Genomic DNA, 13,390 nt, shown 5'->3' with positions numbered 1-13,390 from the left:
CTCCTCATTTTCTTGATCACCTGTTAAAATACGAGACCGATGCAGGAATCACCTTGTTTTCGACAAAATTATGTCCCGGGAAATAAAGAACACCCACCGGTTCATACCGATGGGTGTCATCATTAGTTCGCAACAATATTGACAAGCTTCCCAGGAACCGCAATCACTTTGCGAATGGTTTTCCCTTCAAGCTGTTCTTTTACGCGTGCATCATTTTTCGCAAGCTCTTCTAACTGCTCCCTTGTTGCATCAGCAGGAACGGTTAATTTTGCTTTCACTTTACCGTTAAGCTGTACGACAAATTCTACTTCATCGTCGACAAGCTTTGACTCATCATATTGAGGCCATGCTTCATAAGAAATAGACCCTTCATGACCAAGTTTATTCCAAAGCTCTTCTGCAAGATGCGGTGCAATTGGAGAAAGAAGCTTTACAAAGCCTTCTGCATATTCTTTCGGCAGTGTATCAGCCTTATAGGCATCGTTGATAAACACCATTAATTGTGAAATGCCTGTATTGAAACGCAAGCCTTCATAATGATCAGTTACCTTCATGACGGTTTCATGATAGCTGCGTTCTAATGCGCCGCCAGATTGCTCTGTCACTTTATCACTGAGTGAGCCATCTTCATTTGTAAATAGACGCCATACACGATCAAGGAAACGACGAGCACCATCAAGTCCTGTTTCAGACCAAGCAATTGACGCATCTAAAGGCCCCATGAACATTTCATAAAGTCGTAATGTATCTGCACCATGAGATTCTACGATATCATCCGGGTTGACCACATTTCCTTTTGATTTACTCATTTTTTCATTGTTTTCCCCAAGAATCATGCCTTGGTTGAACAATTTCATGAAAGGTTCTTTTGTTGGAACAACACCGATATCATACAAGAATTTATGCCAGAAGCGTGCATATAGAAGATGTAGTACAGCGTGTTCTGCTCCGCCGATATACACATCAACTGGAAGCCATTTCTTCAGCTTCTCAGGAGATGCAAGCTCTTCTGAGTTATGAGGATCAATATAACGTAAGAAATACCAGCAGCTTCCTGCCCATTGCGGCATTGTATTCGTTTCACGGCGGCCTTTCTTACCTGTTACAGGATCTACAACCTCAACCCAGTCTTTAATATTGGCCAATGGTGATTCACCTGTACCACTTGGCTTAATCTCAGTCGTCTTAGGCAAGATCAGTGGAAGCTCTTCCTCTGAAACAGCTGAAGATGTTCCGTCTTCCCAATGAATGATTGGAATCGGTTCACCCCAGTAGCGCTGACGGCTGAATAGCCAGTCTCTTAAACGATATGTGACTTTCTTTTCACCCTTTTGATGTTCTTCAAGCCATGCAATCGCTTTTTCAATCGCCTCTTCTTTTCCTAAGCCATTTAGGAAATCAGAGTTAATGTGCTTTCCATCACCTGTGTAGGCTTCTTTTTCGATGTCTCCGCCTTCTACAACTTCTTTGATTGGAAGATCAAAGGTTTTGGCGAATTCATAATCACGTTCATCATGAGCAGGTACGGCCATAATCGCCCCTGTTCCATAAGTGGCTAACACGTAATCTGCAATCCAGATCGGCATTTTTTCACCATTTAACGGATTGATGGCATATGCCCCTGTGAAAATACCCGTTTTCGTTTTGGCAAGATCTGTCCGCTCTAAATCACTCTTCGATTGAATTTCTTTGATATATGCTTCGACTGCTTCTTTTTGAGTAGCTGATGTAATTTTTTCAACTAGTGCATGTTCTGGAGCAAGCACCGCATAAGTTGCACCAAATAGTGTATCAGGACGCGTTGTAAAAACCGTAAACTGTTCGTTATGCCCTTCTACTTCAAAATGAACGTGCGCACCTTCAGAGCGTCCGATCCAGTTACGCTGCATATCTTTGATGCTTTCAGGCCAATCAATGTCCTCTAAATCTTCTAACAGCCTGTCCGCATATGCTGTAATCTTTAGCATCCACTGCTTCATAGGACGTCTTTCAACAGGATGGCCTCCGCGTTCACTTTTTCCATCAATGACTTCTTCGTTTGCAAGCACTGTGCCAAGCGCTGGGCACCAGTTCACTGGTACTTCATCGATATAGGCCAATCCTTTTTCGTACAATTTTAAGAAAATCCATTGTGTCCATTTGTAGTAATTCGGATCTGTCGTGTTGATTTCTCGATCCCAATCATACGAGAACCCTAGTGATTGAATTTGGCGGCGGAAGTTATTGATGTTCTCTTCTGTAAAGGCCGCCGGGTCATTCCCTGTATCAAGTGCATACTGTTCTGCCGGGAGACCAAATGCGTCCCATCCCATTGGATGAAGAACATCATATCCCTGCATACGTTTCATGCGTGATAAAATATCCGTTGCTGTATAGCCCTCAGGGTGCCCGACATGAAGCCCTGCTCCTGATGGATATGGAAACATATCAAGCGCATAAAACTTCGGTTTATCTTCCGAGTCAGATGTGGCGAATGTTTTATGTGTCAGCCAATAATCCTGCCACTTCTTTTCAATTTCCCGATGCTGAAAACTCAATGTGAAAACCTCCTTTAATATGTACGGCTTTATCTGCTTAGATGACCACTGCAAGAATTCAGATTTTTCTAAAATCAACAAAAAACCCTCATCCCTGGAAAGGGACGAGAGATTTTTTGGTTCCCGCGGTACCACCCTTGTTAGCGTAACATGCTGTTCGTACGCTCACTTAATATCTTTAACGCAGACATGCGACAGAAGCTTTAACGCAACTGCAACTCTGAGGCGAGTTCAGAAGCAGATTTGATTGACTTTCACCAGCCGTCAATTCTCTAAAGACAAATACTGCTTTCCTACTACTCCTCTTCACTGTTCTTATCGTAACCGTCATCTAAGTAGTATTTTATAGAATTATGATCATAAGTGCAAGCAGGTTTGTATACAATGGGAATGTACCCTAGACTAGGGTAAAGTAGAGGATATTATTCGTGTGGAGATCGGTTATGACGGCTGGAGTCTGCATCCTGTGAACGCTGATCTCTTACAAAATCAAAGCTTCGCAGAACTGCTTCTCCTCCGTAACCTGAAATAATTGATAAGATGATCAAGTGCAGACTAGATTCGGGATTTGAGGATAAGACAAGCAGTGTAGCGGCAATCATCCCAACGAGCCAATCTTCAATAAACCCTAAGTAAATAAACTTTTTTGTCATTCTGGGCTTCTCTAGCCTGCCTTTTTTCTTTACGTGACCGAGAATGCCCATGACCCCTCCAATGGCGCAAGCAATAATGACTTGTTGCAGCATTTTCATCACCTTCCTAAAGCCCTTAGAATAGTAAAGCGACTTCAGGCTGTCCAGCCCCCTGTAATGCCATTCTGCTGTTCCGTCATAATCCATGTAAAAGGTCTATTCTCTCTAACGAAGAAAAAAAGCTTGTTTCTTCCATTATATGTGAATGACCTAAAAACAATCTTGATGCATTGGAATCATTTTTACCTAATCCATATTAACTATTTTTGTCATTTTATGAATGTTGAGTAATTGATTCCTTCTTTTTCTAATGAAAAGTCTCCTTACTTACTCTATTCTAATGGAGGACAAACTATGATGACAAATTTAACAAAGCGTTTGCAATCGTTGAAACAGAACATATGTTATGTTACGTTTATAAGGATTCATTTGGTTGAAAAGACAACCATTTGATATGTCTTATAGCAGCAAAGGAGGGTAATATGGTCAGCTCGAACATTTTCGGCTTGCAAAAACAGCTTGAACTCATCAAAAAAGCGCTGGATCATGCGCGCATCGGTGTTGTCATTACAGACCCTTCCTTAGAGGATAACCCTATCGTTTATGTGAATCATGGCTTTACACAAATGACTGGATACAAACCAGATGAGATTCTTGGGCGTAATTGTCGATTCCTTCAAGGAAAAGACACGGATCAAAAGCAACTTGCTTTAATTCGTCATGGAATTCAAAACAAAACACCTATTACCACACAGCTAAAAAATTATAAAAAAGACGGCACTTTTTTTTGGAATGAACTCAATATAGATCCTCTATACATTGAACAAGATGACAAAACATTTTTCATTGGTTTTCAAAAGGATATTACGAAACAGAAAGAATATGAACAGCTCCTAGAAGATTCCTTACAGGAAGTCACCTCTCTTTCGACGCCAATCGTCCCAATCAAAAATGGTGTATCTGCCCTTCCGCTTATCGGGAAATTATCTGAAGAGCGCTTTGATGCCATTGTCGCTAAGTTAACCTGTATATTAGATGATTCAAAGGATGATTATTTAATTGTCGACCTTTCTGGTTTAATCGAAGTCGATGATTCCGTCGCAGCACGCATTTTCAAACTGCATCATCTTCTCAATCTAACGGGAACCGAACTAATCATCACTGGAATCAAACCGCAGCTTGCGATGAAAATGAAAGACCTCGATACAGATTTCCAGAATACGATCACTTATTTGACAGTAAAAGAAGCCATAAAAGGATTACCATTAGCTGAAAACCCTGTGTAAACAGGGTTTTTTTAGTTGAACCGCTCCCCGAAATGGAAAAATGAGGTATGATAGGTGTAAATAGCAATTTAGGGGGCTGTTAGATATGTTGTTACTCATCATAGGTCTTTTATGTGTTTGTTTTGCCATCGGATATGCCGTCAATTTCTTCTTACTCAAACGCAAGAACGAGCTGATTTTTTCAAAGAAACTATTTTATCCTTTTTTGATCATTGGTCTCTTCTTTTCCATTATGTCATTACCGCTTGCTGCTGCAAATTCACCAAAAGCACAAGCCGATCCATCTTCCGAACAGCTTTTAAAGGACCAAAAGGAGCTCTCAGCTGACATTTCGAGCTTAAAAGCTGATAAAGAGTCGCTTACCTCCTCTTTAGAAGACGCGGAGAAGGAAAAAGAAAAGCTGGAAAAAAAGCTAGAAACGATCACCTCAGAAAAAGAAACGGTCAAACAGCAAGAAAAGACCATTCAATCGCTTGAAGAGAAAATAGACAAGCTTACCTCCAGCAATGAAACACTTAAACAAGAAAACAAGAATAGTAGCAGCGATACGAAGTCTTCCACCGTCCAGCGATCTGCTCCTAAAGATGAAGGAAAAAGCACAGGCGGTCATGAATCACAAAAGGAAACAAAAAAAGAATCAGCTGCCTGTAACATTAAAGGAAGTGTCAACGGTATTTATCACACACCAAGCAGCAGATACTACTCTAGAACAAAGAATGTAACCAAAATGTTCTGCTCCGTAGAAGAAGCAGAGCGTGCCGGATACAGGGCACCTAAGCAATAGCGATGTTTGATTAAAAAGAACCTCCTGAGCGCCCAATCGGGTTTTTAGGAGGTTCTTTTTTAGATTTCTCTTCTTAAAGCTGATAATACATTCGTTTTTGTTGCCTTACGTGCCGGGTTCAGCCCTGAGATGATCGCTACCCCTGCGCTGATCACTGTTGCTGTAATCACAAGGCTAAGCGGAATATAGGAAAAAGTAATCGAGAATTGATCGCTTGATCCTCCCTCAGACATGGACGACAAAATGGCTGGGATGATTAAATTAACGGCGAAACTAATCAAATATGAGATGATAATACCGATGATTGATCCGATGACTCCAATATAAGCACTTTCCATTAGGAACATTCGCTTGATAATGGATGGATTCGCGCCAATGGCTTTCATAATCCCAATCTCTTGTGTTCGCTCTGTTACCGCCATGGTCATCGTATTGAAAATACCGATGGCAGAAATAATGACTGCAATACATCCGACAAAAATAAGTCCAATTTTGAAGACTGTAAAGAACATAGCCATTCCTTCTAGCTGGTTCGTCACAGAGATGACTTGGTAGCCTTCATCTGTTAGTTTATCCGTGAGTGCACCGACATTGTCGAATTTATCTGCATAAACAGAGGTCATTTTCTCGACATTTCCTGCTTCAGGAGACAGGTCGAGTATTTGGCCAAATTCTTTTTCATAAGCATTCGGAATCAGAATTTTATGATCCTCCTGCCACTCCAAATTCGGCTTTTTCAAAACACCTACTACACGGAAATCAAATGTTTTTTCTTTGACGACTTCATTTTCTTCATTTAGTTTTGGCACTTTGATTTGAATCACTTTATTTAAAATATCCTTCGTGTAGCCTTTAGGCTCCTTCGGTGTTTCTTCACCATTTGACGTCTGATTTAATTCTTTTTCATAGGCTTCGCGTTCTTTTTTTGTCCACAGTTGCTGCGCCATATGATACCCAACCACAATTTCGTTCGCTGACGTTGGGACTTTTCCTCGGTCTAGTTCAAGCCCTGCTTCTTTTTCTTCTTTCATATCGGTCAAAGCAGCCTGCGTTTCACTTGAACGGTTATCGAGCTCGACGTTAACCGATGGAATGATCGATGTTCTTGAGACAACAGATTTTACATGATCATATTTCTTTAAATCATCAATCTTGACGTCTCCTTTTTCTTTTCCTAACACTTTAATTTCTGTGATGATTTGCTGCTTCATAATTTCATCTTGAGCTGATTTTTGCAAACCAAAACCGACAGACGCTAAAACGATTAAGAAAGAGCATGCCATTGTCGTCGCAAGAATGGTCATAAACACACGCAATCTATTTTTCTTCATGTTTCTTCTTATGAATTTGACCTGATCTCTAAATTTCAATGGATTGTTCCCCTTTCTTTAATACACCATCGTGAAGCTGGAACGTTGTGTCTGCGATTGAAGCGACTTCATCGTCATGTGTAATGATGACGAATGTAATTCCTTTTTCACGATTGAGCTGCTGGATAAAGGCTAGAATTTCTCCTTCAGTTTCTGAATCGAGACTCCCTGTTGGTTCATCCGCTAAAATAATAGATGGATTTAAAATCAAGGCTCTTGCAATACTCACACGCTGCTGCTGTCCGCCTGACAGCTCATTTGGGTAATGTCCTGCGTGATGTTCAAGACCTACTCGTTTCAGCATTTCTTTTACTTTCTCTTTTCGTTCAGACGGCTTCACACCTTTTAAAGTGAGCGGAAGTTCAACATTCTCATACGTTGTTAAGCTCCCAATCAACTGAAAGCTTTGAAAGATAAAGCCAAAGTGGTCTAAGCGAAAGTCTGCCCATTCTTTTTCATTAAAGCCAGTCACATTGGTGCCATCAATGGTAATTTGTCCACTCGTTGGCGTAATATAGCCAGATATTAAGTTCAACAAAGTCGATTTCCCTGAACCACTTCGTCCAACAATACAAGCAATTTCACCTCTTTTGATGGACAGGTCAATCCCTTTTAGTACAGGAATTTCATTTTCCCTGCCTTTTTTTCCAATTTTAAATACATGATCTAATGCTTGAATCTGAATCATCTCTACTCCCCTGCTCTCTGTTTATCTTTTTCGATAGATTAAGAAATAACTCGTTAGTGCGCCCACAGCTCCACCGATGAGCATGCCAGCAATATAACCAAATATGGAATTGTCTGAAGAAAATCCAACCCAGCCAAATCCTAGAACTCCGAAGACAATGACCATAATTTGAATTGGTCGATCGATCTTTTGATAAAGAAAGAAGCGGCCATTTCGTTCAATTGGATGTTTTATAAAGCTAATTAAGCCAATTAGATAGAACAGAACCATCATGACAATAGGTATAATGATTTTTTCGCCTGAGAACCAAAGAGGATAATCAGATCGGAAAGGTTCATCTATAATATAGTTGATTGGAGACATAGGCGATATCAAATAAGCGAAGCTCTTATCTAACCAACTTCCACTTGTCTTTATAATAAAATCTAAATGAACAAGCGGTAATCCGATCACTAAAAAGGGTAAAATAGCTGTGCTGAACCCAACGATTGCTTGCGCAATGGAACTTCCGGTTAAAGTACCCGCTGCAAAAAATAAACTATAAAACATCAAGGAGGACACAAGCGAAATGACATAACCGCTATGAAAGCCAGGTGTCTCTAGTGGGTTAAGTCCTAAAATAAGTAAATAAGTAAGAACATAAGAAACGGCATGAACGACTGCAATGATTCCAGCACCTAAGAAAAACTTTGTGTGATAAATTGCACTTCTGCTAAACGGTAAAGATAAGGTAAAGTCCATATGCCCTTTATTTCTCTCAAATCCCAGCTGAATGACAGCAAAGAAGAGCCCCATTAACCAAGAAAGGGAGAGGAAAGCATCTGTATTAAAGAAATATGAAAAACGCGGTGAATCGACAATACACTCTGTATCGTTTAGACACGTTTGAAAAGAAGAATATTCCATTAAGAATGCGAAGGGTGTCGCAAGCGTAGCAACGAGCATCACTAAAATGAATGTCAGCTCAGACTGCTTCCACTCCTTATATAATAATTGCCGCTTTACCATCTGCGTTTCCCTCCAAACTTTGCAATGAATACTTCTTCTAAATTCACAGGCAGTTCATGCCATACTTTTGGCTTTAGTGACTTCAAGTACTCTTTAGCCTCCACGTCGGTTTTAAGAACAAGCGCTGTATAGAAAACGCCCGCTTGATCCAAAATCGCAACGCCATTTTTACGAATACTTAAGTTCATATCTTCTTCAAAGGCCATTTGGATTTTGACATAGTCATCCTTTAATTCATCTAAATCCATGACACTTGTGAGTTCATTTCCTTCTAAAAATCCGATTCGATTACACATACGCTCAATGTCTTCTAAACGGTGAGATGTAATGAGAATCGATGTTTCACGTTCTGCCACTTCGTCGATCATGAGCTGAAGCACATCATTTCTTGTCACAGCGTCGATTCCATCAGTCGGCTCATCCAATAAAATGACCGCTGGTTTGATCGCAAAGCTTAAAATGAGCGACAGCTGTTTCTTTAATCCTGTCGACAATTCACGATATTTCACTTTTTCCGGGATCTCATACCGGTTCACAAGCTCATTGGCATATGTCACGTCAAACTTTGGATACAGTTGTTTTAAAAGCTTTACAAGCTGTCCATAATTGTACCTGTCAAAGTAAGGATTTACGACCGGCATATATACAATATTTTGCTTGACTAGCGGGTGGTCTTTCACCAGCACGTCTTTGAAATAAATCTCTCCTTCATCCGGAAGAAGAATTTGCTGTATCAATCGGAGAAGCGTTGTTTTTCCAGAGCCATTCCGCCCTAACAGACCGAAGATCTCACCTTTTCCTATTTTGAAGGAAACGTCACTGAGGACTTGGCGTCCATTTAAAGTTTTTGATACATTTCTGACCTCAATCAACTTGTTTTCCTCCTTTAAGACTTGAGCCGATCTCTTCTAGCCATTCCTTCAGTTGATGAATATCAATACCGGCATAATGAGCTTCTATGATGAGTTGTCTTAACTGTTCTTTCATCTCGAGCACCTTCCCTTCATTCAGCTTTAACTGAGCACCTTCTGTTACATACGTACCACGGCCTCTTAGCGTTTCAATAATCCCTTCCCGTTCAAGTTCTTTATACGCTTTGCTGACGGTGTTTGGGTTGGCAATAATAATGGTGGCGAGCTCTCTGACAGAGGGCAGTTTGTCACCTGGCTTCATCACGCCTTTTAAACATAAAATTTTGAGCTGCTCAATGATTTGTTCATATATTGGCGCAGCGCTTCTTGGATCTATTTGGATCATGATGGCTCCCTCTTTCCTCATTCATGCTTTTGCAGTCCTATCGCTTGTTCATGTCCTTGCATTAAAGGGACCGAATTGGGTATCAAATCTTTTTGAACTTCAAAACCAATGAAAACGAGAACGAAAAAAAATGTACATGCTAACGCAACAGCCAGCACCATCCACTTCAAATTGATTGGCTTTTTTTCTTTTTTCATGGTTGAACACCTTTCTTCACTTTTTAAGTGTCTGTAGTGTATTAGTTGATGTAGTACACTTAATACAATATAGACACTTAATTGAAAAGTCAAGAGACTCTAGAAAAAAATAGGCTGTTTTCGTAAAGATTGTTGCTCTCTTGATTATACTGTTAAAAGGTTGTTACAGTGGGCATTCGGGAGGCGTTTAAGTATGTGGGAAAATGTTTATGAAGAGTTCAGCAATTTAACCAAATCAGAGCAATTAGCCTTGTTTAACGTAATGAAACAAGACTTGTTTCCAGACGAACCAGATAAAATGACAAAACTACTTAAAAGCATTCGTGAAGCCAGATTTGCTTCTGGTTTATGGTTGAGGGTTATACTCTACCCAAAATTGCTGAACGCCTTAAAATACACATTTCCGCCGCATTTTATTGGAGACATAAAATCTTGAACGCATCAGGCAGTTTCGGATTTAATCAACTATAAGGTATCGTTGAAAGTGATGAAACTTTCTTTCGTGAGTCTATGAAGGGGCGAGAAATCACCCATAGAAAAGCCAAAAAGCGTGGAGAAAATGACGAAAAGAGAGGTAATTCTAACCTTAAAATTGCTGTTGTCGTAGCACAAGACCGTAATGGAAGTGTAATTGCTCGTAAGGCAGGAACAGGTCGTGTTAAATCAGAAGGGTGAGTATATTCACCCTTCTGATTTGCTATGCACTGATACAGCAACAAATTATAAAAAGTTCGCCAAGATAACAGGATTACAACATGAACAGTCAATGAGCGTCAAAAACAGCGTGTAAAGAAGGGGCTTTACCACATTTAACACGTTAATAATTTTTCATAATCGCCTGTAAAAGTGGATGGAGCGTTTTCAAGGAGTTGCAAAAAAATATTGGACAACTACCTCTACTGGTTCCGATGGCTTGATAAGGAAAAGAATTTAGCATTTGAAAAACGAGTAGAGCAAAGGCTTGTTTTAGCGTGTCAAAAATCTAATTATAGTACAGTTGAGATGTTGAGAAGTGCAATAATAAAAGACCCCAATATTAAGGTCTCTACAAGGTTTTAATTAGATACTATTACTTGGTTTTTGGACTTGCTTTTGAACAGGATTAGCACCCACCATACTAATAAAAATATATAGCCTATAACTGTATAGATAGACCAAACTGCCCCCTGTTGCAATTGACTAAATAAGTGTTCAAATTCATTCATTCCTTCTACTCTACCAATGCTATTTATCAGGCTAATAATCGGAATTGTAACAGTAAATACAATGGTTAGAATGGACAATCCCCTATGTTTATTTTTCACAACACTGAATATTGCAGTTCCAAATGTTGCTAAGAAAAACAAGTAATATAATGCCCAAAACCAATTAGGAAGGGTCTCCAACATTTTTTCTACCCCCTTGATTAAAGATATTTGCAATTTCTTTATATAACATATTTTAACAGAATAAAAACCAATTACAAATATATATCCAAAAACAACAATCTTTGCGAAAACATCCAAAAAATAAAACAGACCCTTAAAAAAGGATCTGCTCATCAAACATTATCGTAAGAAATTCCTAATATCATTTGGTTTTGCAAGCTCTGAATTTGAACACGCGCCCTGTCTAACCGTTCTCTTTGCTGGTCATTGGCGACATCTTTTAATTTTTCTAATTCATTGACCGTATTCTCAAGCATGAGCTGTGCTTTAGAAAACTCTTCCTCATTATAATGTTCCTGTCGTGAGCTCAAATCAAATTGCTCACTTGCAAACTCAAGAGTTTCCGTACTTTTTTGGATAAATTCATCGATTGACTGCCTTGTTGCCATCTTACATTCCCTCCATTTCATCATCGCTCCCGCCTATTTTGCCCATATAAAGCTTTTTCACTAAAGAAAATGTTGGACAGATTCAATTGTCCTCCTTCGTGATTTTTGTTAAACTTTAAGGATGCCTATTATTACGCAAGGAGGTTACTGACTTGGATCAGCATAACCCTTTTTTATATTCAAACAGCGAAAAACGTTATCACACATGGAACTACCATTTGCGTGAACACTTTGGTCATAAAGTATTTAAAGTAGCCTTAGACGGCGGCTTTGACTGCCCAAACCGTGATGGTACCGTAGCCCACGGCGGCTGTACATTTTGCAGTGCCGCTGGTTCTGGTGATTTTGCAGGAAACCGGGCTGATGATCTCATCACTCAATTTAATGAGATCAAAGACCGGATGCATACAAAATGGAAAGACGGAAAATACATGGCGTATTTTCAGGCGTATACAAACACACACGCGCCGCTTCCTGTCCTAAAAGAAAAATATGAAACCGTCATGAACCTGGATGGTGTCGTAGGTCTATCCATTGCAACAAGACCTGACTGTCTGCCGGATGACGTAGTGGAGTATTTAGCCGAATTAAACGAACGCACTTACCTATGGGTAGAGCTCGGTCTTCAAACGGTACACGAACGGACAGCGATGCTCATTAACCGTGCTCATGATTATGAATGCTACGTTGAAGGTGTAGAAAAGCTGAGAAAACACGGAATTCGTGTCTGCTCGCATATTATCAACGGATTGCCTCTTGAAAACCGGGACATGATGATGGAAACAGCAAAAGCTGTTGCGGATTTAGATGTGCAAGGAATTAAAATTCATTTGCTTCACCTTTTAAAAGGGACCCCAATGGTCAAGCAATATGAAAAAGGAAAGCTTGAGTTTTTAAGCCAGGAGGAATATGTTCAGCTTGTTTGTGATCAGCTGGAGATTCTTCCGCCAGAAATGATTATTCATCGTATTACAGGAGACGGCCCAATTGAATTAATGGTTGGTCCAATGTGGAGTGTAAATAAGTGGGAAGTACTAAATGCCATTAATGCTGAGCTTGAAAGACGTAACAGCTACCAAGGGAAACGTTTCGTCAGATTGGAAGAAGCAGCAAAATGATTTTGAAACGCATGCTTCCTTTTAGTAAAGAGCTGTTAGAACGCGCGTGTCAAAAAGGCGACATCGTCATAGATGCAACAATGGGAAACGGCCACGATACACTCTATTTAGCTGACCTTGTAGGAACTGATGGTCAAGTGTTTGCATTCGACGTGCAAGAGGAAGCCTTGCAGCAGACAAGCAAAAGGCTTGGCGATCAATATCCTTACGTTCACCTGATCCATGATGGACATGAAAAAATGGCGGATCATCTACCGAAGGATGTTTATGGACATATATCTGGTGCAGTGTTTAACCTTGGGTATCTGCCTGGAGGCGATAAAGCCGTTACCACTCAGGCGCATACAACCATTGAAGCGATTAAACAACTCCTCGAATGGCTCAAACCCGGAGGACTGATCGTCCTTGTGATCTACCATGGACATCCCGAAGGTAAAAGAGAAAAAGAAGTGCTTCTCGACTATTGCAGATCACTGTCTCATGAAGAAGTACAAGTTTTATCATATCAATACATGAATATTCAAAACGACCCGCCTTTTGTGGTCGCCATTGAAAAAAGCTAAAATGATGTGCATTTTAGCTTTTTTCTTTTCAACATGATAGAAAACCTTTGCAGACCTGACACCGAACGCGATGG

14 protein-coding genes, 1 pseudogene and 1 other annotated feature are annotated in these 13,390 nt (G+C 40.1%); of the genes and pseudogenes, 5 read left to right on the top strand and 10 right to left on the bottom strand.

Annotated features, from left to right (window positions below):
- Positions 1-122: 122 nt before the first annotated feature.
- Positions 123-2,537 carry a leucine--tRNA ligase gene (leuS, locus tag AC3WTB_RS15245; RefSeq protein ID WP_492333932.1) on the bottom strand — a complete coding sequence of 805 codons (2,415 nt, stop codon included), beginning with the start codon at positions 2,535-2,537 and terminating at the stop codon, positions 123-125.
- Between the two features lie 97 nt (positions 2,538-2,634).
- Positions 2,635-2,856: a binding site (T-box leader), on the bottom strand.
- 103 nt (positions 2,857-2,959) lie between these two features.
- Positions 2,960-3,289: a DUF4257 domain-containing protein gene (locus AC3WTB_RS15240; RefSeq protein WP_228280384.1), complete on the bottom strand. Its 330-nt coding sequence runs from the start codon at positions 3,287-3,289 to the stop codon at positions 2,960-2,962.
- 422 nt (positions 3,290-3,711) lie between these two features.
- Between AC3WTB_RS15240 and ytvA the strand changes: the two genes are divergently transcribed.
- A complete protein-coding gene (ytvA, locus tag AC3WTB_RS15235) occupies positions 3,712-4,515 on the top strand; it encodes a YtvA family blue-light photoreceptor (protein WP_039180805.1) in 804 nt (267 codons plus the stop codon).
- Between the two features lie 85 nt (positions 4,516-4,600).
- On the top strand, positions 4,601-5,299 hold the full coding sequence (locus tag AC3WTB_RS15230; protein WP_039180808.1) for a sunset domain-containing protein: 699 nt from the start codon (positions 4,601-4,603) through the stop codon (positions 5,297-5,299).
- A 59-nt stretch (positions 5,300-5,358) separates the two neighbouring features.
- On the opposite strand, the gene AC3WTB_RS15225 is transcribed toward AC3WTB_RS15230, so the two are convergent.
- The 6 genes from AC3WTB_RS15225 to AC3WTB_RS15200 are packed head-to-tail and all read right to left on the bottom strand — an operon-like array spanning position 5,359 to position 9,819.
- A complete protein-coding gene (locus AC3WTB_RS15225; RefSeq protein WP_039180812.1) occupies positions 5,359-6,669 on the bottom strand; it encodes an ABC transporter permease in 1,311 nt (436 codons plus the stop codon).
- Positions 6,659-7,357, bottom strand: a complete 699-nt coding sequence (locus AC3WTB_RS15220; protein WP_047203519.1) for an ABC transporter ATP-binding protein — start codon at positions 7,355-7,357, stop codon at positions 6,659-6,661. The genes AC3WTB_RS15225 and AC3WTB_RS15220 overlap by 11 nt, the downstream gene beginning before the upstream one ends.
- A 21-nt stretch (positions 7,358-7,378) precedes the next feature.
- Entirely contained in the window at positions 7,379-8,365 is a 987-nt protein-coding gene (locus AC3WTB_RS15215) for an ABC-2 transporter permease (protein ID WP_099663562.1), read from the bottom strand.
- Positions 8,359-9,237 carry an ATP-binding cassette domain-containing protein gene (locus tag AC3WTB_RS15210; RefSeq protein ID WP_039180822.1) on the bottom strand — a complete coding sequence of 293 codons (879 nt, stop codon included), beginning with the start codon at positions 9,235-9,237 and terminating at the stop codon, positions 8,359-8,361. The genes AC3WTB_RS15215 and AC3WTB_RS15210 overlap by 7 nt, the downstream gene beginning before the upstream one ends.
- Positions 9,230-9,622, bottom strand: a complete 393-nt coding sequence (locus tag AC3WTB_RS15205; RefSeq protein ID WP_019743690.1) for a GntR family transcriptional regulator — start codon at positions 9,620-9,622, stop codon at positions 9,230-9,232. Before AC3WTB_RS15205 ends, AC3WTB_RS15210 begins: the two co-directional genes overlap by 8 nt.
- 17 nt (positions 9,623-9,639) lie before the next feature.
- Positions 9,640-9,819 (bottom strand): hypothetical protein, encoded by a 180-nt coding sequence (locus tag AC3WTB_RS15200; protein WP_039180825.1) that lies wholly within the window; start codon positions 9,817-9,819, stop codon positions 9,640-9,642.
- A gap of 193 nt (positions 9,820-10,012) precedes the next feature.
- Between AC3WTB_RS15200 and AC3WTB_RS15195 the strand changes: the two are divergent.
- Positions 10,013-10,878 (top strand): annotated as a pseudogene (locus AC3WTB_RS15195) (IS1595 family transposase).
- On the opposite strand, the gene AC3WTB_RS15190 reads toward AC3WTB_RS15195, so the two are convergent.
- Together AC3WTB_RS15190 and AC3WTB_RS15185 are read right to left on the bottom strand one after the other, a co-directional pair.
- On the bottom strand, positions 10,875-11,207 hold the full coding sequence (locus tag AC3WTB_RS15190) for a hypothetical protein (RefSeq protein ID WP_039183270.1): 333 nt from the start codon (positions 11,205-11,207) through the stop codon (positions 10,875-10,877). The pseudogene AC3WTB_RS15195 and the gene AC3WTB_RS15190 overlap by 4 nt on opposite strands.
- A gap of 152 nt (positions 11,208-11,359) precedes the next feature.
- Positions 11,360-11,635 (bottom strand): YtzC family protein, encoded by a 276-nt coding sequence (locus AC3WTB_RS15185; RefSeq protein WP_039180834.1) that lies wholly within the window; start codon positions 11,633-11,635, stop codon positions 11,360-11,362.
- A 152-nt stretch (positions 11,636-11,787) separates the two neighbouring features.
- Here AC3WTB_RS15185 and mnmL point away from each other — a divergent pair, with 152 nt between their 5' ends.
- Entirely contained in the window at positions 11,788-12,753 is a 966-nt protein-coding gene (mnmL, locus tag AC3WTB_RS15180; RefSeq protein ID WP_017358356.1) for a tRNA modification radical SAM protein MnmL/YtqA, read from the top strand.
- Positions 12,750-13,316, top strand: coding sequence for a tRNA 5-(aminomethyl)-2-thiouridylate-methyltransferase MnmM (gene mnmM / locus AC3WTB_RS15175; RefSeq protein ID WP_492333931.1), 567 nt, complete (start codon positions 12,750-12,752; stop codon positions 13,314-13,316). Before mnmL ends, mnmM begins: the two co-directional genes overlap by 4 nt.
- The last annotated feature ends 74 nt before the right edge of the window (positions 13,317-13,390 follow it).

This window comes from Bacillus sp. EB106-04-04-XG123 (genome assembly GCF_058791855.1).
The sequence above is the reverse complement of the archived record's forward strand: the minus strand, read 5'-3'. Positions and strand labels throughout refer to the sequence as shown.